The sequence below is a fragment of the Kitasatospora griseola genome, assembly GCF_044999035.1.
Lineage (GTDB): Bacteria > Actinomycetota > Actinomycetes > Streptomycetales > Streptomycetaceae > Kitasatospora > Kitasatospora griseola.
Map to the genome: position 1 here is coordinate 3,234,899 of NZ_CP173360.1, position 19,633 is coordinate 3,254,531.

General features: G+C 73.9%; 17 protein-coding genes. 7 read left to right on the forward strand and 10 right to left on the reverse strand.

Annotated features, from left to right (window positions below):
* Window positions 1–94: 94 nt before the first annotated feature.
* The 6 genes from ACI1MP_RS14425 to ACI1MP_RS14450 are packed head-to-tail and all read right to left on the reverse strand — an operon-like array spanning window position 95 to window position 5,141.
* Entirely contained in the window at window positions 95–1,270 is a 1,176-nt protein-coding gene (locus ACI1MP_RS14425; RefSeq protein ID WP_404868809.1) for a cytochrome P450, read from the reverse strand.
* Window positions 1,267–1,884, reverse strand: a complete 618-nt coding sequence (locus ACI1MP_RS14430; RefSeq protein WP_100587984.1) for an ATP/GTP-binding protein — start codon at window positions 1,882–1,884, stop codon at window positions 1,267–1,269. The genes ACI1MP_RS14425 and ACI1MP_RS14430 overlap by 4 nt, the downstream gene beginning before the upstream one ends.
* Window positions 1,862–2,221 (reverse strand): DUF742 domain-containing protein, encoded by a 360-nt coding sequence (locus tag ACI1MP_RS14435; RefSeq protein WP_043916061.1) that lies wholly within the window; start codon window positions 2,219–2,221, stop codon window positions 1,862–1,864. The genes ACI1MP_RS14430 and ACI1MP_RS14435 overlap by 23 nt, the downstream gene beginning before the upstream one ends.
* Window positions 2,218–2,637, reverse strand: a complete 420-nt coding sequence (locus ACI1MP_RS14440) for a roadblock/LC7 domain-containing protein (RefSeq protein ID WP_043916060.1) — start codon at window positions 2,635–2,637, stop codon at window positions 2,218–2,220. Before ACI1MP_RS14440 ends, ACI1MP_RS14435 begins: the two co-directional genes overlap by 4 nt.
* Window positions 2,634–4,106, reverse strand: coding sequence for an ATP-binding protein (locus ACI1MP_RS14445; RefSeq protein ID WP_404868810.1), 1,473 nt, complete (start codon window positions 4,104–4,106; stop codon window positions 2,634–2,636). Before ACI1MP_RS14445 ends, ACI1MP_RS14440 begins: the two co-directional genes overlap by 4 nt.
* Window positions 4,107–4,148: 42 nt before the next feature.
* The gene (locus ACI1MP_RS14450) at window positions 4,149–5,141 is read right to left on the reverse strand and encodes an MBL fold metallo-hydrolase (RefSeq protein ID WP_100587986.1); all 993 of its coding nucleotides are present in this window, start codon (window positions 5,139–5,141) and stop codon (window positions 4,149–4,151) included.
* A 193-nt stretch (window positions 5,142–5,334) separates the two neighbouring features.
* Between ACI1MP_RS14450 and ACI1MP_RS14455 the strand changes: the two genes are divergently transcribed.
* The gene (locus ACI1MP_RS14455; protein ID WP_380333954.1) at window positions 5,335–5,850 is read left to right on the forward strand and encodes a MarR family winged helix-turn-helix transcriptional regulator; all 516 of its coding nucleotides are present in this window, start codon (window positions 5,335–5,337) and stop codon (window positions 5,848–5,850) included.
* A gap of 10 nt (window positions 5,851–5,860) precedes the next feature.
* Here ACI1MP_RS14455 and meaB read toward each other — a convergent pair whose 3' ends face one another.
* Together meaB and ACI1MP_RS14465 are read right to left on the reverse strand one after the other, a co-directional pair.
* The gene (gene meaB / locus ACI1MP_RS14460) at window positions 5,861–6,814 is read right to left on the reverse strand and encodes a methylmalonyl Co-A mutase-associated GTPase MeaB (RefSeq protein ID WP_100587988.1); all 954 of its coding nucleotides are present in this window, start codon (window positions 6,812–6,814) and stop codon (window positions 5,861–5,863) included.
* Window positions 6,815–6,891: 77 nt separating this feature from the next.
* The gene (locus ACI1MP_RS14465; RefSeq protein WP_100587989.1) at window positions 6,892–8,082 is read right to left on the reverse strand and encodes an acetyl-CoA C-acetyltransferase; all 1,191 of its coding nucleotides are present in this window, start codon (window positions 8,080–8,082) and stop codon (window positions 6,892–6,894) included.
* 252 nt (window positions 8,083–8,334) lie between these two features.
* Between ACI1MP_RS14465 and mce the strand changes: the two genes are divergently transcribed.
* From mce to ACI1MP_RS14480, 3 genes are all read left to right on the forward strand, one after another.
* A complete protein-coding gene (mce, locus tag ACI1MP_RS14470) occupies window positions 8,335–8,769 on the forward strand; it encodes a methylmalonyl-CoA epimerase (RefSeq protein WP_100587990.1) in 435 nt (144 codons plus the stop codon).
* Window positions 8,770–9,134: 365 nt separating this feature from the next.
* Window positions 9,135–13,961, forward strand: a complete 4,827-nt coding sequence (locus ACI1MP_RS14475; protein ID WP_404868811.1) for a hypothetical protein — start codon at window positions 9,135–9,137, stop codon at window positions 13,959–13,961.
* 108 nt (window positions 13,962–14,069) lie between these two features.
* Window positions 14,070–14,999 carry a cellulose-binding protein gene (locus ACI1MP_RS14480; RefSeq protein WP_043916053.1) on the forward strand — a complete coding sequence of 310 codons (930 nt, stop codon included), beginning with the start codon at window positions 14,070–14,072 and terminating at the stop codon, window positions 14,997–14,999.
* A gap of 75 nt (window positions 15,000–15,074) precedes the next feature.
* On the opposite strand, the gene ACI1MP_RS14485 is transcribed toward ACI1MP_RS14480, so the two are convergent.
* Window positions 15,075–15,878, reverse strand: a complete 804-nt coding sequence (locus ACI1MP_RS14485; RefSeq protein WP_380333952.1) for an alpha/beta fold hydrolase — start codon at window positions 15,876–15,878, stop codon at window positions 15,075–15,077.
* 96 nt (window positions 15,879–15,974) lie between these two features.
* On the opposite strand from ACI1MP_RS14485, the gene ACI1MP_RS14490 reads away from it, so the two are divergent.
* Window positions 15,975–16,979, forward strand: a complete 1,005-nt coding sequence (locus ACI1MP_RS14490) for an ABC transporter ATP-binding protein (protein WP_380333951.1) — start codon at window positions 15,975–15,977, stop codon at window positions 16,977–16,979.
* Window position 16,980: 1 nt separating this feature from the next.
* Window positions 16,981–17,748, forward strand: coding sequence for an ABC transporter permease subunit (locus ACI1MP_RS14495; RefSeq protein ID WP_380333950.1), 768 nt, complete (start codon window positions 16,981–16,983; stop codon window positions 17,746–17,748).
* Window positions 17,749–17,755: 7 nt separating this feature from the next.
* On the opposite strand, the gene ACI1MP_RS14500 is transcribed toward ACI1MP_RS14495, so the two are convergent.
* Window positions 17,756–18,070, reverse strand: coding sequence for an ATP/GTP-binding protein (locus tag ACI1MP_RS14500; protein WP_189270958.1), 315 nt, complete (start codon window positions 18,068–18,070; stop codon window positions 17,756–17,758).
* 402 nt (window positions 18,071–18,472) lie between these two features.
* Here ACI1MP_RS14500 and ACI1MP_RS14505 point away from each other — a divergent pair, with 402 nt between their 5' ends.
* The gene (locus ACI1MP_RS14505; protein ID WP_404870801.1) at window positions 18,473–19,597 is read left to right on the forward strand and encodes an LLM class flavin-dependent oxidoreductase; all 1,125 of its coding nucleotides are present in this window, start codon (window positions 18,473–18,475) and stop codon (window positions 19,595–19,597) included.
* The last annotated feature ends 36 nt before the right edge of the window (window positions 19,598–19,633 follow it).

Sequence of the window (19,633 nt, forward strand, 5' to 3'; positions counted from 1 at the left end):
GAGGGCGCACCACCAGGGGCGCGTGGGGGTCCCTCACAGCCCTGGCGGGCCGGGAGGGACCCCCACGCGCCCCTGTCCTCGCGCCCACTCTCCCTCACAGCGCTGTGAACTCGACCGGGAGGGAGACGAGCGCCCGGTGGACCGGGCCCTGGCGCCAGCGGATCCGGTCGGTGGGGACGGCCAGGCGGAGGTCGGTGAGGCGGCTGATGAGGTACTCGATCGCGGTGACGGCCATCAGGACGGCGGGCTGGCGGGCTGGGCAGCGGTGCGGACCGGCGCCCCACGCGAGGTGGGCGTAGGAGCCGCCGAGGGACTCGCTCTCGGAGGCGGGGAGCGCGGCCTGCGCGTTCGCGGAGGCGTAGGAGATCAGCACGGGCTGGTCGGGGGCGATGGCGGTGCCGTGGAAGACGATGTCGTGCCGGGCGTAGTGCGGGGCGAAGTTGGACAGCGGCGGGTCGGTCCAGAGCACCTCGTTGACGGCGTCGTGCGCGCTGAGCGCGCCGCTGTGCAGGGAGCCGGCGTAGCGGTCGTCGGAGAGCATCCGCAGCAGCGCGTTGGCGGCGAGGTTGGCGGTGGGTTCGTGGCCGGCCATCAGGGTCAGGGTGATGTGCCGGACGACCTCGTCGTCGGCGAGTCGCGCCGGGTGGTTAATGAAGGCGGAGATCAGGTCGTGCCGGGGTGCGGTGCGGCGTTCGGCGACCAGGCCGGTGACGACGGCGACCAGGTCGGCGTACGCGGCGATGGCGCCGGTGGAGGACTCGAAGGAGCGGTTCATCGCGGCGCTGATCCGGTCGAGGTCCTGGTCGGGGATGCCGTACCAGGAGCAGAGGATCAGCAGCGGCAGCCGGTAGGCGTACTGGGCGAGGATGTCGGCCTTGCCGGTGTGCGCGAATTCGGCGATGAGCTGTTCGGCGACGGCGGTGGTGTCGCGTTGCAGCAGGTGGGGTTCGATGATGCCGACGCTGTCGGTGATGACCTGCCGGTAGCGGGCGTGGACGGCGCCGTCGTTGAAGAGTGCGGTGGGGCGCCAGCCGAGCATCGGCATGATCGGGGAGTCGGCGGGCTGGGTGGCCTGCCAGACGCGGGAGTCGCGGGTCCAGGTCTCGGTGTCGCGGAGGACCTCCAGGGCGACGTGGTAGTCGGTGACCAGCCAGGCGTCGACGCCGGGGGCGAGTTCGACGGGGGCGAGCGGTCCGCGGTCGCGCAGCCGGGCGTAGTGGGCGTGCGGCTGGGCGGCGAACTGCGGGCCGTAGAGGGCGGTGCGGGTCATGGGGCGGTCTCCTGGGGGAGGCGGTCCAGGACGTGCTCGGTGAGGGCGATCAGCGCGTCCAGGCAGCCTGCGCGTTCCCGGGCGTCGCACTCGATCAGCGGGGTGGCGGGGTCGAGGTCGAGTGCGGCGCGGATCTTGTCGAGCTCGATCGGCGGGGTGTCGGGGAAGCGGTTGACGGCGACCGTGTAGGGCAGTCCGGCTTCCTCGATGAGGTCCATGGCGTCGAAGGCGTCGGCGAGGCGGCGGGTGTCGGCGAGGATCAGCGCGCCGAGGGCGCCGCGGGCGAGGTCTTCCCAGAGCGGCAGGAAGCGGCGCTGGCCGGGGGTGCCGAACAGGTAGAGGACGAGGTCGCCGGCGGGCAGGGTGAGCCGTCCGAAGTCGACGGCGACGGTGGTGGCGGTCTTGCCCGGGGTCCGGCTGATGTCGTCGACGGGGACGCCGTGGGCGGTCATGGTCTCCTCGGTGTGCAGTGTCGGGATCTCCGACAGCGAGCGCACGAAGGTGGTCTTCCCGACCCCGAACGGCCCGGTGACCATGAGTTTCATCAGGATCGGGTCGGTGGCGGGGAGGTACACGGGGCTGCTGCCCGTGCTACTTGAGGGCGCGGAGTCCACTGAGGAGCCTTTCGGCGAGGTCCCGGTTGACCGGCTGGGCGGAGGGGATCGGCGCGCGCACCTTGAGGGCGCCGCGCTCGGCCAGGTCGGCGGCGATGAAGACGGTGGCGCTGACCGGGAGCCTGAGGTGGGCGGCCGCCTCGGCGACGGTCAGTGCGCCGGGGCGGACCAGCTCCCATAACTGGCGGTGTTCGCCGCCGAGTCCGGCGGGCAGGTCGGCGGCGGCGTGCAGGATGCTGAGCCGGTCGAGGCTGTGCCGGCCGGCGGCGGCGGTGCGGCCCTGGGTGGCGAGGTAGGCCGGGACGAGCCGGCGACGGGGCCCGCTGGGTGTGGTCATGTCCCGCTCGCCTCCCGGGCGGGGCTGGCGAGGGCTCTGGCGAGCGCGGCGACCTGGACCTGCATCTGGTAGGCGATGGTGCCGAGGTCGGCGCCGGGGAGGGCGAACACCGCGAGCGAGGAGTTGGCGCCCGCCGGGGTGACCACGGCGTAGCCGAGGTCGGACTCGACGACGGTCTGGGTGAGCCGGACCTGCTCGGCCTCGGTGAAGGCGACGGTGAACGCGCGGGCGGCGGCGTGCAGCGAGGCGGTCATCGCGGCGACCCGGTCGGCGTTGTCCCGGCCGAGGTCGGCGGAGTGGCCGGTGACCAGGCCGTCGCCGGTGGCGATGACGGCGTTCTGCACGCCGGGCAGGTCGAGCAGCGGGGTGAGGACCCAGGAGAGGTCCTCGGTGTGGCGGCGGAGCTGGGTGGTCACGGGGTTTCGACTCCTTCGGGTGCGGCGGGTCCGTCGGGGCCCGGGCTGTGGTGGACGGCGCTGCGGCCGGCGAGGGTGCCGGACTGCAGGGCCGACCACGCGGAGCGGGCCCGGTCGGGGGTGCTGCCCGCCGGGGACGGGAGGGCGGGCGGCGCGTCCTGCTGCGGGACGCGCGGGCTGCGGCGCTTGCGGGTGGGCAGCGCGTCGCCCTCGTCGAACACCGGTGTGGTCTGGGTGATCGGGCGGGGGGCGAGCGCGGAGAGCGGGGCGGCCGGGTCGGTCAGCGTGAGCAGGTCGGCGGGCAGCCGCAGGATGGCGCGCACGCCGCCGTACGGGGACGGCTCGACCCGGCAGCCGAAGCCGAACTGCCGACAGAGCAGGCCGATCACGGCGAAGCCGGCCTGCGGCGGGTCGCCGAGTTCGGTGAGCAGCACCTCGGCCTGGCCGCCGAGCAGGTCGCCGGCCCGTTCCAGCTGGTCGGGTTCCATGCCGACGCCCATGTCGTCGACCACCACCAGGGCGCCGGAGCTGCCCTGTTCGATGGAGACCACCACCCGGGTCTCGGGGTGCGAGTAGGCGGTGGCGTTGCCGAGGATCTCGGCGAGCGCGATGGCGACGGGTTCGGCGGCCCGGGCGGCCACCGCGAGGCGCGGTTCGCGCAGGTGGTTGGTGATCTCGATGCGGGCGTAGCCGGCCACCCGGGACTGTGCGCCGACGCAGAGTTCGGCGAGCGGCGAGTCCTCCCGGGTCATGCCGGGCCAGGCGCCGGAGAGCACCGCGAGGGACTGGACCCGACGCAGCGTCAGTTCGTTGCGGAAGTCGAGCGCCAGCAGTCGCGGGTCGTCGACGCTGAGCTGGATCTCCTCCAGCAGCGAGCGGACCTGGATCAGCAGGGCCTGGATCTTGGACGCGGCGCCGCGCAGCGCGGCCCGGGCGGCGGCGTCGGTGCGGTCGCGCTCGGCGAGCACGGCGCGGACGGCGGCGGTGAGCGCGCTCTCCAGGGCGTGCTGGAGTTCCTCGGTGCCGCCGGTGACGTCGAGCGGCCCGGGGACGGGCGTCCTGGGGTGGGTGAGCGCAGTGGTGGCGGCGGGCAGCCGCTCGTGCGCGAGGTGGCCGAGTTCGCGCACCGCGGCGGCGTACCGGGCGTCGGCGACGGTGCGGTGGGCCTCCGCGGTGCGGGCCGCGATGTCGGCGGCGTGGGTGCGTTCCTCGGCCGCGTCGGCCCGGGCGGAGGCCGCGCCGGCGCGGTCCTCCGCGGCCCGGGCGGTCGCCTCCGCCGCGCGGGCCGTGCCGTCGGCGGCGCGGGAGCGCTGCTCGGCCGCGTCGGCGCGGGCGCCCGCGGCGCGGGCCGAGGTCTCGGCGTCGCCGGCGCGCAGTTCGGCGGCCCGGGTGGCCCGGACGGCGCGGCGGAGGAGCCACAGCAGGGGCGCTGCGGCCGCGGCTGCGCCGGCCAGGACGTACACGATCACGACCATCGGATCCTCGGGGGTGTCGTCGTCGCGGGTCGGGGGTCAGGCGGTACTGGCGGCGGTCTCGGCGCCGCGCTGCCGGGCGAGGCCGGCCATCCGGCCGAAGACCTCCATCATGGCGGGCGGCTCGCTGCCGTCGAGGTGCCGGTACTCGGTCGCGATGGTGATCAGCAGCCGCTCGGGCAGGCCGAGTTCGGGGTAGCGGCGTTCGTCGATGACGGTGCGCGCGGCCTCGGCGGCCGGGACGCCGGCGGCGTGCAGGGCGTGCGCGCGGTCGCGGACGTGGCCGAGGTACTCGGCGTGGGCGCGCAGGTCGTGCCGGGTGAGCAGCGGGCCGTGGCCGGGGACGATCTTCTCGGCGCCGGTGGCGAGGATGCGTTCGACGGCGTCGATGACGTTGCCGAGCGGGCCGGCCCAGTGCACGGCGTGGTCACCGGGGCGGTCGGCGGTGGAGCCGAAGACGATGTCGCCGGTGAAGACGGTGGAGCGGGTGGGCAGGTGGACCATCAGGTCGCCGCTGGTGTGGGCCGGCGGGAGGCTGCTGACCTGCACCGGGATGTCGCCGACGCGCAGTTCGAGTTCGCCGGTGAAGACGGTGTCGGGCCGGATCGGCGGGGTGTCGGCCCAGTCGAAGCACCCGAAGTGCTCGTGCAGGTAGGAGCCGGTGTCGGTGGCCGGGTCGAGGCTCTGCAGCAGGGCGTGCTGTTCCTCGGGGGTCGGCTCGTAGGCGATGTGGTGCAGCGCCTCGTGGGTGGTGATGAGTTCGGCGTCGGGCAGGACGCCCGCGCCCCACATGTGGTCGCCGTTGGCGTGGGTGACGACGATCCGGTCGACGGTGACGCCGCGCGGGAGGACGGCGCGGGTGCGGTCGAGGAACTGGCCGGCCAGCGTGCGGTCGTACGGAGTGTCGATCCACAGTGCGGCGTTGCCGGAGGCGACCAGGCCGCAGTTGGCCAGGCCCCATCCGCGCTGCTCCGGCTGCCAGGCGTACACGCCGTCGGCTATCGAATGGAAGTTCGCGCTCCGCGTCGTCATGGGCGCGATTATGCCTAACATACCGTCACCGGCCGAGTGCGCCCCGAGAATTGAACATGCTCGTTTCAATTCGGCCAGGCGGGAGGGCGGTTGTGCGGGTACGGAGCATTCCGATCTTCGAAACGGCGACCATACACCGGCCCGCCCGTGTGAACTTGTACAAGATTGAACAACACGAGCTATACTCGGTCCCATGGATACACCTGTGACCGGAGCGCCGGCGGTCTCCCTCTCCCCCGCCGAGGAGGACACTCCGTGGCTCGACGCGCGTGAGCAGCGGTTCTGGCGCGCCCACCTGGAGGTCGGGAAGCTGCTCGAACACCAGTTGAGCCGGGAACTGCAGGCGCACAACCTCGCCATCAACGACTACGAGATCCTCGTGGTGCTCTCCGAGTCCCCCGAGCGCCGGATGCGGATGACCGACCTGGCCGCCGCCACCATGCAGTCCAAGAGCCGCCTCTCCCACCAGATCACCCGGATGGAGACGGCCGGCCTGGTGCTGCGCCAGGAGTGTCCCGGCGACCGCCGCGGCCTCTACGCGCACCTGACCGACTTCGGCTGGGAGACGCTGCGCAAGGTCGCCCCCGACCACGTGCGCAGCGTCCGCGAGCACTTCGTCGACCGCCTCACCGACGAGCAGCTGGACGCCATGTACGACGCCCTCGCCCCGATCGCCGAGCACCTGCGGGCGCTGCGCGGCCGGAGCTGATCACCGCCGCTCAGCCGGTGAGTTCGGCCACCAGCCGGTCGGCGGCCGTGTACGGGTCGAGGGTGCCCTCGGCGACCTGACCGGCCAGCGCGTCCAGGTGGCGGTCGCCGCGCAGGTCCCCGATCCGGGCGCGCAGCGCGGCCAGCGTGATCGCCTCGACCTCCTGGGCGGCCCGGCGCCGGCGGCGGGCCGCCAGCTCGCCGGTCTCGGCCAGCCAGCCGTGGTGCTTCTCCAGCGCATCGACCAGCTCGTCCACGCCTTCGCCGCGGGCGGCCACGGTCTTCACGATCGGCGGCCGCCAGTCGCCGGGCTGCCGGGACTCGCCCAGGCCGAGCATGTGGTTGAGCTCCCGGGCGGTGGCGTCCGCGCCGTCCCGGTCGGCCTTGTTGACCACGAACACGTCGCCGATCTCCAGGATGCCCGCCTTCGCGGCCTGGATGCCGTCGCCCATGCCGGGCGCGAGCAGCACCACCGAGGTGTCGGCCTGCGCGGCGATCTCCACCTCGGACTGGCCGACGCCGACGGTCTCCACCAGGATCACGTCGCAGCCCGCCCCGTCCAGCACCCGCAGCGCCTGCGGGGCCGCCCAGGACAGGCCGCCCAGGTGGCCGCGGGTGGCCATCGAGCGGATGAACACCTCCGGGTCGGTGGCGTGCTCCTGCATCCGCACCCGGTCGCCGAGCAGCGCCCCGCCGGAGAACGGCGAGGACGGGTCGACGGCGAGCACCCCGACCCGCTTGCCGAGCCGGCGGTAGGCGGTCACCAGCGCGGAGGTCGAGGTGGACTTGCCCACCCCGGGCGAGCCGGTCAGGCCCACCGTGTACGCCCGCCCGCTGTACGGGGCCAGCGCGGCCATCACCTCGCGCAGCTCGGGGGCGGCGTTCTCCACCAGGGTGATCAGCCGGGCCACCGCCCGGGGGCGGCCCTGCCGGGCCTGCTCGACCAGCGTCGCCACATCGGCCATCGGGTTGCTCCTCGCAGCAGAAAAGACGGGATCCCCGTGAGGCGGCGGCTGCCGCCTCACGGGGACTTGACGATCGGTCAGCCCTGCGCGGGGACCTTGACGATCAGGGCGTCGCCCTGGCCGCCGCCGCCGCACAGCGCGGCCGCGCCGACGCCGCCGCCGCGGCGCTGCAGCTCCAGCGCCAGGTGCAGCACCACACGGGCGCCGGACATGCCGATCGGGTGACCCAGCGCGATCGCGCCGCCGTTGACGTTGACGATCCCGTCGCTGACGCCGAGGTCCTTCATCGACTGGTGGGCGACGGCGGCGAACGCCTCGTTGATCTCGATCAGGTCGAGGTCGGCGACCTCCAGGCCCTCCTTGGCGAGGGCGTGCTTGATCGCGTTGGACGGCTGCGACTGCAGCGAGTTGTCCGGGCCCGCGACGTTGCCGTGGGCGCCGATCTCGGCGATCCAGCTCAGGCCCAGCTCCTCGGCCTTGGCCTTGCTCATCACCACGACCGCGGCGGCGCCGTCGGAGATCTGCGAGGAGGTGCCGGCCGTGATCGTGCCGTCCTTGGTGAAGGCGGGGCGCAGCCGGGCCAGGCCCTCGGCCGTGGTGTCGGCCCGGATGCCCTCGTCCTGGCTGAACAGCACCGGGTCGCCCTTGCGCTGCGGAATCGCGACGGGGACGATCTCGGCCTCGAACACGCCGTCGGCCTGAGCCTTGGCCGCCCGCTGGTGGGAGGCGGCGGCGATGGCGTCCTGCACCTCGCGGCCGATGCCCAGGCGGGTGTTGTGCTTCTCGGTGGACTCGCCCATCGGGATGTTCTCGTAGGCGTCGGTCAGACCGTCGTGCGCCATCGCGTCGAGCATCTCGATCGCGCCGTACTTGAAGCCCTCGCGGGACTTCGGCAGCAGGTGCGGGGCGTTGGTCATCGACTCCTGGCCGCCGGCCACCACGATGTCGAACTCGCCGGCCCGGATCAGCTGGTCGGCCAGGGCGATGGCGTCCAGGCCGGACAGACACACCTTGTTGATGCTGAGCGCGGGCACGCTCATCGGGATGCCGGCCTTCACGGCGGCCTGCCGGGCCGGCATCTGGCCGACGCCGGCCTGCAGCACCTGGCCCATGATCACGTACTGGACCTGCTCGCCGGTCACACCGGCCCGCTCCAGTGCCGCCTTGATCGCGAAGCCGCCCAGCTCCGCGCCGGAGAAACTCTTGAGCGAGCCGAGCAGCCGACCCATCGGCGTGCGCGCACCTGCGACGATCACAGAAGTAGTCATGGACGAGCCCCTTCGCGCGTCGGACCAGAGGGTATGGGGATGCGGTCAATGTACTGATCGGTCACCTCCGCGTCACCGCCGCGAGGATGTGATCAGCGCTACTGGCACCTTCAAGTGAACACCGTGCCAGTTCCGGGAAGTTCCACCACGGGAAACTCCGATGTGAGCAGACTCGCAAGGCGTGCCGCTGGCGTGCGGTCGCCGCGATGCGCTGCACTGAGTGCCACCCTTCACACGCCTTCGGAGGCCCCCGTGCTGACCCGCATCGACCACATCGGCATCGCCTGCTTCGACCTGGACCGGACCGTCGAGTTCTACCGGAACACGTACGGGTTCGAGGTGTTCCACTCGGAGGTCAACGAGGAGCAGGGCGTCCGCGAGGCCATGCTGAAGATCAACGACACCGGGGACGGCGGCGCGTCCTACCTGCAGCTGCTGGAGCCCACCCGGGAGGACTCCACGGTCGCCAAGTGGCTGGCCAAGAACGGCGAGGGCGTGCACCACATCGCCTTTGGAACCGCGGACGTCGACGGGGACGCCGCGGCGATCCGGGGCAAGGGCGTGCGGGTGCTGTACGACGAGCCCCGGCGCGGTTCGATGGGCTCGCGGATCACCTTCCTGCACCCCAAGGACTGCGGCGGCGTGCTGACCGAGCTGGTCACCGCCGCGGAGCCGGGCGAGCACTGACCGCAGGCCGTACGGGCCCCGGTCGGGGCCGGTACGGGGCCTGGCCGGGGGGCGAACAAGCAGTAACGAACCGGTCGGTAACTTCCGAAAAGGACCTCGCCCCCATTCCCCCCGGCACGGCTCCCACTACAATGCCCAGGTGCGCAGGTACCTCCGGTCCGCGCACCGCAGGGGAGTCCACGACGCGGGCACGGCCGAACGGTCGCCGTTCGGATCTGTCACCATTCTCCAGAGGCAACAGATCGCTCAGGAGTCCACCCGGACGGCGGAGCGATGGCAAGGACCGCCCGGTCCGGCCCCGGCACCTGCCCGGGAGCGGAACGGACCGGTCGAGGACGCGACCAGGAGATGGGCGGGACCGCGGAGTGCGGGGCTACGACCGCGTTGAGGATCACCTCTCCAAGTTCGAGGCCGAGCTGGAGAAGGCCCGCAAGGAGCGGGACAAGACGATCGAGCACGCCGACGACCTCGCCTACCAGGTGGAGGTGCTCCGGGCCAAGCTCCACGAGGCCCGTCGGCAGCTCGCCCAGCCGCGAGCCTTCGACTCCGTCTCCGGCCAGGCCGAACAGCTGCTGCGGAACGCCGAGATGCAGGCCGAGGCGCTGCGCGCCGACGCCGAGCGCCAGCTCCGCGAGTCCCAGGCCGCCACCCAGCGGATGATGGCCGAGGCCGCCGAGCGCACGGCCCAGCTGGAAGCCGAATTCAACGCCAGGCGCCGCCGGTTGGAGGAGGAACTCGCCGAGTTCCGGGCCGCCGCCGAACGCCACGTCAACGAAAACGTCAACTGGGCGGAGCAGACCCGCGCCGGAACCGAGCAGGAGGCCCAGCGCCTGCTCCAGGAGGCTCGCGCCGAGGCCGACCGGATGATGGCCGCCGTCCGCGCCGAGGCCACCGCGCTCGCCGACCAGGCCCGCGCGCAGACCGCCGCCGACGTCGACGCCGCCCGCGGCGAGGCCCAGGCCCGCGCCGAGGCCGCCCTGCTGCGGGCCCAGTCCGACGCCGAGCGCCTGCTGCGCGCCGCGTCCGAGCAGGCCCAGCAGACCGGCGCCCAGGCCGAGGAACAGCGCGTCGCCGCCACCGCCGCCGCCCAGCAGCAGCTGGCCGAGGCGCACGCCGCCGCCGAGCAGAAGCTCGCCGCCGCCGAAGCCGAGATCACCGCCCTCAAGCGGCAGGCCCTCGCCGACCAGGAGCGCGCCGAGGCCGCCCTGGTCGGCGCCCAGGCCGAGATAGAGCGGCTGCGCGCCGAGGCCCTCGCCGAGGCCGAGCGGGCCCGCACCGAGGCCGCCCGGATGCGCGAGGAGGCCCTCGCCGCCGCCGAACGCCTGCAGTCCGAGGCCACCGCCGAGGCCGAGCGCAAGGTCGCCGACGGCGACGCCGCCAGCGAACAGCGCTCGCAGACCGCCAAGGCCGAGATCGCCAAGATGGTGGCCGCCGCCACCCGCGAGGCCGAGCTGATCAAGGCCGCCGCGTCCACCGCCCAGGCCGAGGCGGACGCCGCGAAGGCCGCCGCCGCCGAGGAGAGCGAACGCCTGCGCGGCGCCGCCGAGTCGGTCGCCAACGAGCTGCGCGCCGACGCCGAGAAGGAGATCGCCGAGCACTGGACGGCCGCCGAGCGCAAGGCCGTCGAGCTCCACGAGCAGGCCGCCGCCGAAGCCGAACGCCTGCGCGCCGAGGCCGCCGAGACCGGCCGCGCCGAGGGCGCCAAGGACGCCGCGCTGCGCCTGGCCCGGGCCGCCAAGCAGGCCGAGGAGGTGCTCGCCCGCGCGACCACCGACGCCGAGGCCACCCGCCGCGAGGCCGCCGCCGAGGCCGAACGGCGGGTGGAGCACGCCAAGTCCGAGGCCGGCACGCTGCTGGAGCAGGCCCGCCAGGCCGTCGAGCAGGCGCAGAACGCCGCCATGGAGGACGCCGCCTCGATCCGCGAGCAGCTGGAGCGGATGCAGGCCGAGGCCGCCCAGGCCCGCGAGCAGGCCGAGGAGCACCGCTCCGCCGCCGCCGCCGAGGCCGAACGGGTCCGCTCCGAGGCCCGCCGGCAGGCCGCCGTGCAGATCGAGGAGTCCGCCAAGCAGGCCGAGGAACTGCTGACGGGCGCCAAGACCGACGCGGACGCGCTGCGCTCCGGCGCCGCCGACGAGGTCCAACGGCTGCGCACCGAGACCCGCGAGCAGGCCGCCGCCGTCCAGGGCCGGGCCGAGCAGACCCTGACCCGGGCCCGCACCGAGGCCGAGAAGCTCACCTCCTCCGCCGCACAGGCCCGCGACGAGGTGCTGGCCGCCGCGAAGACCGCCGCCGAGGCCACCCGCGCCGACGCCGAACGGGACGCCGCCCAGACCCGCGAGCAGGCCGAGGCCGCCGCCGCGACCGTCCGCGCCGAGGCCGACGCCACCGCCGAGGCCACCCGCGCCGACGCCACCCACTGGGCCGAACAGCACCGCGACGAGACCGAGGACGCCTGCCGGGCCGTGCGCGAGGCGGCCGAGCAGGTCGCCCGTACCGTCACCGAGCAGGCCGAGGCCGCCGCCCAGGCACTGCGCGACGAGGCCACCGCCGCCCGCGAGGCGGCCCGCGGCGACCTGGAGCGCGACCGGGCGCTGACCGCCGAGAAGCTGACCGAGGCCACCACGATCCGCGAGGCCGCCGACGGCGAGGCCGCCTCCGTCCGCAAGGCCGCCGCTCAGGACGCCCAGCGGGTCCGCGCCGAGGCCGACCAGCAGCTCACCGCCGCCCGCGCCGAGGCCGGAACGCTGGCCGCCGAAGCCGCCGCCGACCGGGCCGAGGCCGCGCAGCTGCGCGAGGACGCCGACGCCTACGACCGCGAGCTGCGGGAGACCGCCGACCGCGACACCGCCGAGCTGCGCGCCGTCGCGGACCGGGAGACGGCCGAGCTCCGCGCCACCGTCGAGCAGGAGGTCGCCGAGCTCCGCGCCACCGCCGACCGGGAGACCACCGAACTGCGCGAGCAGGCCGCCGTCTTCGACCGCGAACTGCGGGAGAGCGCGGCCGTCTTCGACCGCGAACTGCGCGCCATCACCGAGCAGGAGACGGCCGAACTCCGGACCGTCACCGAGCAGGAAGTGGCCGAGCTCCGGGCCGACGCCGAGCGGGACGTCGCCGAACTGCGCGCGGTCGCCGAGCAGGAGACGGCCCAGCTCCGCGCCACCGCCGAGCGGGACACCGCCGAACTGCGCGCCGTCGCCGACCGCGAGACCACCGAACTGCGCGAGCAGGCCGACGCCTACGACCGCGAGCTGCGCGAGACCGCCGACCGCGACACCGCGGAGCTCCGCGCCACCGTCGAGCAGGAGGTCGCCGAACTCCGCGCCACCGCCCAGCGCGAGACCACCGAGCTGCGCCGGGACGCCGCACAGGCCTCCGAGGAGTTGCGGGCCGAGGGTGCGGCGCAGGCCGCCGAGCTGGTCGCACAGGCCGAGCAGGACGCCGCCGAGGTCCGGCAGTCCGTCGCGGGCCTGCACGAGACGGCGACCAAGCAGATCGCCGCCCTGCGCGCCACCGCCGAGCAGGAGGTCGCGGAGCTCCGCGCCACCGCCGAGCGGGAGACCGCAGAGCTGCGCGAGGCCGCGGCCGCGTACGACCGCGAGCTGCGGGAGACCGCGGACCGGGAGACGGCCGAGCTCCGCGCCACCGTCGAGCAGGAGGTCGCCGAACTCCGCGCCACCGCCGACCGCGAGACCACCGAACTCCGCGAGCGGGCCGCCGCGTTCGACCGGGAGCTGCGCGAGAGCGCGGCCGCCTACGACCGCGAGCTGCGGGAGACCGCGGACCGCGACACCGCGGAGATCCGGGCCGTCGTCGCGCAGGAGGTCGCCGAACTCCGCGCGACCGCCGACCGCGAGATCGCCGAACTGCACGCCGCGGCGGCCGAGTTCGCCGAGCAGCAGCGGGCCGCGGCGGAGGCCGGGGCGCAGCGCACGCTGGCCGAGGCGGACGAGCTGGCGGCGGCCGCGCTGGCGGACGCCGAGGAGCGGTCGACGGCGCTGCGCGTCGACGCCGAGGAGTACGCGCTGGCGACCCGCACGCTGGCGGAGGAGTTCGACGCGGACATCCGGTCCCGTGCGGAGTCCTTCGACGCGGAGCTGCGGGAGGCCGCCGAGGCGTACGACAAGGCGACCCGCGAGCAGGCCAAGTCGGTGCTGGAGAAGGCGTTCACGGATGCCGAGCAGCTCGCCGAGCAGGCCCAGTCGGAGGCGCTGGCGGCGGCCGCGGCGGCCGAGGAGCAGGCCGACGCGCTGGTGACGGCGGCCCGCAAGGAGGCCGAGCGGCTGGTCGCGATCGCCGACGCGCAGGGCAAGGCCGAGGTGGAGAAGGCCCGTTCGGACGCGGACGCGCTGCTGAAGGAGGCCCGTCGGGACTCGACGGCGATCCGGGACCGCGCGGAGGAGCTGCGCGAGCGCACCGATTCCGAGATCGAGGCGCTGCACGAGCGGGCCCGCAAGGAGAACGCGCAGGCGATGAAGTCCGCCGGCGAGCGGGTGGACGCGCTGGTGACGGCGGCCCAGGAGCAGCTGACCGAGGCCGAGGAGCAGGCGCAGGCGCAGGTCGCGGAGGCCGAGGAGCAGGCGGCGAAGCTGATCGAGGCGGCCGAGACCCGGGCCTCGGACCTGACCTCGGAGGCATCGGCGGAGGCCGGCCGGGTGCGGATCTCGGCGGTGCGCAAGGCCGAGACGCTGCTGAAGGAGGCGGAGAACAAGCTCGCCGACTCCACCACCCGGGCCGAGGCGCTGATCATCAAGGCGGAGGCGAAGCTCAAGGCCGCCGAGATGGAGTCCGAGGAGAAGCTGGAGGCGGCGGCCGACGAGGCCTCGTCCCGGCTCAAGCGCGCCGACGACGAGTCGGAGAAGCGGATCCGGCGGGCCGGTTCGGACGCCGAGGAGCAGCTGCGGCTGGCCGCCGAGGAGGCGGAGCGACTGCTCGCGGAGGCAAAGGCCGAGGCGAAGCGCGTGACCGACGAGGGCCAGCGGGAGTTGGACGAGTTGGTGCGCCGCCGCAAGGACATCAACACCGAGATCTCTCGGGTCCAGGACGTGCTGTCGGCGTTGGAGGCGTTCGAGGCGCCCGCGCCGGTGGCTCAGAGCAACGGGGGCAGTAAGAAGGACGGAGGGCCCAAGGCCGGTGCCGGGGTGGGCTCTCCACGATCGGGAGGCAATCGCTCCGGGGGCGCGCCACCCGATTGAGCGGACATTGTCCGCGAACCAACGGCGTTTCGTCGTTGACACTCCGGTACCGTGTCAGGATTCCCTCAACCATCTCAGCGGTTTGACGACAGGAAGCCCAGAAATCCCATGAGCGACAGTCACTCCCCGCACGGCTTCGACCTGGTACGCCGTGGGTACGAGCGCGCCCAGGTCGACGAGCGGATCGCCAAGCTGGTGGCCGACCGAGACAGCGCGCTTTCCCGGATCAGCGCGCTGGAGAAGCGCATCGAGGAGCTCCACCTCGAGACCCAGACCGCGCAGGCCGCGGTCACCGAGGCGGAGCCGTCGTACGCCGGCCTCGGCGCCCGCGTCGAGAAGATCCTCCGCCTCGCCGAGGAGGAGGCGAAGGACCTGCGCGACGAGGCGCACCGCGCCGCCGAGCAGCACCGCGAGCTGGCCGAGGCCGCGGCGCAGCAGGTCCGCACCGAGGCCGAGAACTACGCCAAGGACCGCAAGGCCAAGGCGGAGGACGAGGGCCTGCGGATCGTCGACAAGGCCAAGTCGGACGCGGCGCAGCTGCGCGCCGAGGCCAACAAGGACGCGCAGAACAAGCGCGAGGAGGCGGACGCCCTCTTCGAGGAGACCCGCACCAAGGCCGCGCAGGCCGCGCTGGAGTTCGAGACCAACCTGGCCAAGCGCCGGGAGCAGTCCGAGCGCGACCTGGCGGCCCGTCAGGCCAAGGCGGAGAAGCGCCTCGCCGAGATCGAGCACCGCGCCGAGCAGCTCCGCCTGGAGGCGGAGAAGCTGCGCACCGACGCGGAGCGCCGTTCCCGCCAGACCATCGAGACCGCGCAGCGCCAGGCCGAGGACATCGTGGCCGACGCGAACGCGAAGGCCGACCGGGTCCGCAGCGAGTCGGAGCGCGAGCTGGCGGCGCTCACCAACCGCCGCGACTCGATCAACGCGCAGCTGACCAACGTCCGCGAGATGCTGGCCACCCTGACCGGTGCGGCGGTCGCCGCGGCCACGCTGCCGACCGACGACTCGCTGGGCGTCCCGGCGCAGCAGTCGCGCTGACGTCCCGTCGGGGCCGCTGAGGTCCGACCGACCGTGAAGGGCCCGGAGCCTGCTGCTCCGGGCCCTTTCGGCGCATCAGGAGCCGTGCTGCTTCAAGCGCTTGAGGAAGGCCCGGACGGCGGCGTTGAAGGTCTCGGGGGCCTCCAGCGAGGAGAGGTGGCCGACCGCCGGAATGACTGTCAGCTCGGCGTCCTGCAGGGCGTCGGCCATCATCCGGGCCTCGCCGAGCGGGGTGACGGTGTCGAGTTCGCCGACGATGACCGCGGCGGGCACCTCCAGCGCGGCCAGCGCCTCCAGCGAGTCGGGGCGGGCGGCCATCGCGCGCTGCGCCCAGGCGACTGCGGCCGGGTCCGCCTCGGCGATCATCCGGCGGACGGTGTCGACGAGTTCGGGATCGGTGCCGGGGGCGAGCAGGTTCTCCGCGGTGTTCTCCTCGATCAGCAGGTCGACGCTGCCGTGTTCGAGGACGGCGGCGGCGATGCGTTCGCGGTTGGCGCGGGCGGCGTCGGTGTCGGGGGTGGCCCTGGTGTCGGCGAGCACCAGGCCGGCCAGCCGTTCGGGGTGGCGGCGGGCGAAGGCCATCGCCACGTACCCGCCCATGGACAGGCCGCCGAGCACGGCCTGTTCGATGCCGAGGTCGTCCAGCAGGTGCGCCAGGTCGTCGGCGGCGGTGTCCAGGGACGGCGGCTCCTCGCCGAGCGGGGCGGCGCCGAATCCGCGCAGGTCCGGCGCGACCACCCGGGCATCGTCCCCGGCCGGACCGGGTACGCGTTCCAGTTGTCCCTCCCACATGCGCGCGGAGAGTGGGAAGGCGTGCAGCAGGACGAGCGGGGTGCCGGTGCCGTTCTCGCGGACGACCGGTGCGCTGGGGGAGGTCATGGCTCCACCGTAGGGCCCGGGGGCCGCGCCCCGGACGACGATCGTCCGAATCATCCGTTTTTTGTCCTACCCTGGCGGCAGACCTAGGAGTGGCACATGATCGAGTTGCACCATCTGACGAAGCGTTATGGCGACAAGTTGGCCGTGGACGACCTGAGTTTCCGGATTCCGGAGGGCGTGGTCACCGGCTTCCTCGGTCCGAACGGCGCCGGCAAGTCCACCACCATGCGGATGATCCTCGACCTGGACCGGCCGACGGCCGGCAAGGTGACCATCAACGGCCGCAGTTACGCCTCCGTCCAGGACCCGCTGCGCGAGATCGGCGCGCTGCTGGAGGCGAAGGGCGTGCACCCGGGGCGGACCGCCTACGACCACCTGCTGTGGATGGCGCAGTCGAACCGGATCCCGCGCGAGCGGGTCGACCAGGTGCTCGAAGTGGTCGGCCTGACCGCGGTCGCGAAGAAGCGCGCCCGGGGCTTCTCGCTGGGCATGGGGCAGCGGCTGGGCATCGCCTCGGCGCTGCTCGGCGATCCGAAGATCCTGATGTTCGACGAGCCGGTGAACGGGCTCGACCCCGAAGGCATCGTCTGGATCCGGAAGTTGATGAAGGCGCTCGCCGCCGAGGGCCGCACGGTGTTCGTCTCCTCGCACCTGATGAGCGAGATGGCGCTGACCGCCGACCACCTGGTGGTGATCGGCCGCGGCCGGCTGCTGGCGGACCTGCCGATGGCCGAGTTCATCCGGCAGAACTCGCGCTCCGCGGTGCGGCTGCGCACCCCGCAGCCGGAGCAGCTGCTGGACGCGCTGCGCGGCGCCGGCCTGACCGCCGAGCCGGGCCCGGACGGGGCCTGGGAGGTGGTCGACGGCGACCCGGCCCTGCTCGGCGACCTGGCCGCCGCGAACGGCATCACGCTGCACGAGCTGAGCCCCCAACAGGCTTCGCTGGAGGACGCGTTCATGCAGATGACCGCCGACTCGGTGGAGTACCACACCGACGTCGCCGCCACCACGGGCGCCACCGGCGCCGCCACCCCGCAGCCGGCGCAGCAGCCCGGATGGGGCGCCGGCTGGGACGCCCGCCAGGCCGGAAAGGAGAGCTGAGATGGCCGCGTTCCCCGCAGTCGTGCAGTCCGAGTGGACGAAGGTCCGCAGCATCCGCTCCACCGTGTGGACGCTGGTCCTCACCTTCCTGATCGTGGTCGCCATGGGCTTCGCGATCTCGCTGCTGACCAAGCTGAACTACGACCAGTTCACCGAGCACAACACCGCCCCGTTCGACGCGACGACCACCTCGCTCGCCGGGATCTCGCTCGGCGAGCTGGCGATCGTGGTGTTCGGCGTGCTGGCGGTCGGCAACGAGTACGCCAGCGGCATGATCCGGGTGTCGCTGGCGGCCGTCCCGCAGCGCGGCGTCCTGATGGGGGCGAAGACCGCGGTGCTGGGCGTCCTCGCGTTCCTGGTCTCGCTGGTGACGGTGTTCGTCGCGTTCTTCCTCGGGCAGGCGGCGCTCGGCCAGTACTCCACCGACCTCGGCGAGCCGCACGTGCTGCGGGCGGTGTTCGGCGCGGCCTGCTACCTGACGCTGCTGTGCCTGTTCTCGATCGGCGTCACCATGATGCTGCGCAACCAGGTGCTGTCGCTGGGCATCCTGATCCCGTTCTTCTTCCTGGTCTCGCCGATCCTGTCGATCGTCCCCAAGGTGAAGGACGTGGTCCGCTACTTCCCGGACCGGGCCGGCTCCGCGGCGCTCCAGGTCTACCCGACCGGGGACCACCCGTACGGCCCGTGGACGGGCCTGCTGATCTGCGCGGCGTGGGCGGCGGCCGCCCTGCTCGGCGGCTACCTGGTCCTGAAGAAGCGCGACGCCTGACGGTTCGTCAGTACTTCGGAGCGCCGCGGCCCCGCAGCAGGTTGGAGCCGCGGCGCTCCCGCGCTCCCCAGCACGCCCGGTGCCAGTGCCGCCGGTCGTCCACTCCGCTGCTGTGGTCCGGCCACGCCACCACGTGCCCCACGCCCGGCGGGATCTCCTGGTCGCACCCCGGGCACCGGTAGTGCCGCCCGGCCGTCCCGGCCACGGTCTGCACGACCCAGTCCTCGCCCCGGTACGACTCCACCCGTCGCAGCGACCCGCCCATCGGCGCGGCGCTCTCTCGGTCCTCGGACTTCTGGATCCGGTTGCGTCGCGGTGACACGTGACTACCCCTCGTTCCGGCGCGTTGTCCCTCCAGGGTACGGGCCGCCGCGTCACCGGTGGGCGGCCGTGGCCGGGACGTTCCGTCCCAGGGGTCACGCCCGCCACACCGGCCCCTCCTGCGCCATTAGCACGGATCACCGTCCGGCTTCAGCGATTCGACGGTAATCCACCCTTCCCTTGGGCAAATTGAGGGTTCGGCGTGCCATTGGCACATGACATGGGTTACTCACGTGGTGACACGGCGGGGCTCGCGAACCCTGCGCGCACCGAGGAGGCACGCCCCATGACGAAGACCACCGCCCGACCGCACGCCCGCTCCGAACGGCGACCGACCGGCCGAGGGGTGGCCACGGCCGCCCAGCCGGCCCCGGAGCAGGGGCCGGGGGCCGACACGGACGCGATCCGGGTCGGCGCCTTCCTGCTGTCCGCGCAGTTCCGCGGGCAGAGCCACGGGGAGGTGCTGGACCGGACCGTCTCGGCGGCGCTGACCGCGGAGCGGGTGGGCCTGGACGCGGTGTGGCTGGCCGAGCACCACTTCGTGCCGTACGGGGTCTGCCCGGACGCGGCGACGCTGGCGGGGATACTGCTGGGCCGCACCCGGCGGATCGGGGTGGGCACCGCGGTCAGCGTGCTCAGCACCCGCCACCCGGTGGCGCTGGGCGAGCAGGCGGCGCTGCTGCACCTGACCTCCGGCGGCCGGTTCACCCTCGGGGTGGGCCGCGGCGGGCCGTGGATCGACCTGGCGGTGTTCGGCGGCGGCCTGGAGGCGTACGAGCGGGGCTTCCCGGAGCGCCTGGACCTGCTGCTGCGCTGGCTGCACGGGGCCCGGGTGGGCGGCTCGGGCCCGCAGTTCGACTTCCCGGAGGTGGCGGTGGTGCCGCGGGCCGTCGAGCCCGCCCGGCGGACGGACCTGACGGGCTGGCTGGGCCTGGACGGGCCCGCCCCGGCCGCCGCGGTGATTCCGCGGCAGCGCCAGGAGCCGCCCCAGCAGCCCCAGTCGGGCCCGCCGGTGGTGATGGCGTGCACCTCCCCGGCCGGGGTGCGGACGGCCGCCGAGCGGGGCCTGCCGATGCTGCTGGGCATGCACTCGGGCGACGAGGACAAGCGGGACATGCTGGCCGCCTACCGGGCGGCCTGGCGGGCCGCGGGGCGCGGCGAGGAGCAGTTGGCGCGGGTGCAGCGGGAGCACGTGGCGGCCGGCGTGGTGCAGGTCGACGACCGGGCGGGGGCGGCCCGGGCCAGCCTGCTGCGGGCGATGCCGGACTTCTTCGCGTACGGGCTGGGCGCGCACCGCACGGTGGACGGCCGGGAGCGGTCGATGCGCGACCCCCGGGCGTACACCGAGTTGCTGTGCGACCTGCACGCGGTGGGCACGCCCCGGCAGTGCGCGGACCGGCTGCTGGCGACCGCGGAGGGCACCGGGATCCGGCGCTTCGCGCTGCTCGCCGAGGGTTCCGGGGACACCGCGGCGACGCTGTACAACCTGGACCGGATCGGCGACGAGGTGCTGCCGCAGCTGCGCTGAACGCATGCCCGCGGGCCGCCCCGGCCGGTCAGGTCC

What these genes read in the sequence shown, in the direction of transcription:
- ACI1MP_RS14425 (WP_404868809.1), bottom strand. Translation starts at nt 1,270, where the DNA reads ATGACCCGCACCGCCCTCTACGGCCCGCAGTTCGCCGCCCAGCCGCAC.
- ACI1MP_RS14435 (WP_043916061.1), bottom strand. Translation starts at nt 2,221, where the DNA reads ATGACCACACCCAGCGGGCCCCGTCGCCGGCTCGTCCCGGCCTACCTC.
- ACI1MP_RS14450 (WP_100587986.1), bottom strand. Translation starts at nt 5,141, where the DNA reads ATGACGACGCGGAGCGCGAACTTCCATTCGATAGCCGACGGCGTGTAC.
- ACI1MP_RS14455 (WP_380333954.1), top strand. Translation starts at nt 5,335, where the DNA reads ATGGATACACCTGTGACCGGAGCGCCGGCGGTCTCCCTCTCCCCCGCC.
- meaB (WP_100587988.1), bottom strand. Translation starts at nt 6,814, where the DNA reads ATGGCCGATGTGGCGACGCTGGTCGAGCAGGCCCGGCAGGGCCGCCCC.
- ACI1MP_RS14465 (WP_100587989.1), bottom strand. Translation starts at nt 8,082, where the DNA reads ATGACTACTTCTGTGATCGTCGCAGGTGCGCGCACGCCGATGGGTCGG.
- ACI1MP_RS14480 (WP_043916053.1), top strand. Translation starts at nt 14,070, where the DNA reads ATGAGCGACAGTCACTCCCCGCACGGCTTCGACCTGGTACGCCGTGGG.
- ACI1MP_RS14485 (WP_380333952.1), bottom strand. Translation starts at nt 15,878, where the DNA reads ATGACCTCCCCCAGCGCACCGGTCGTCCGCGAGAACGGCACCGGCACC.
- ACI1MP_RS14490 (WP_380333951.1), top strand. Translation starts at nt 15,975, where the DNA reads ATGATCGAGTTGCACCATCTGACGAAGCGTTATGGCGACAAGTTGGCC.
- ACI1MP_RS14495 (WP_380333950.1), top strand. Translation starts at nt 16,981, where the DNA reads ATGGCCGCGTTCCCCGCAGTCGTGCAGTCCGAGTGGACGAAGGTCCGC.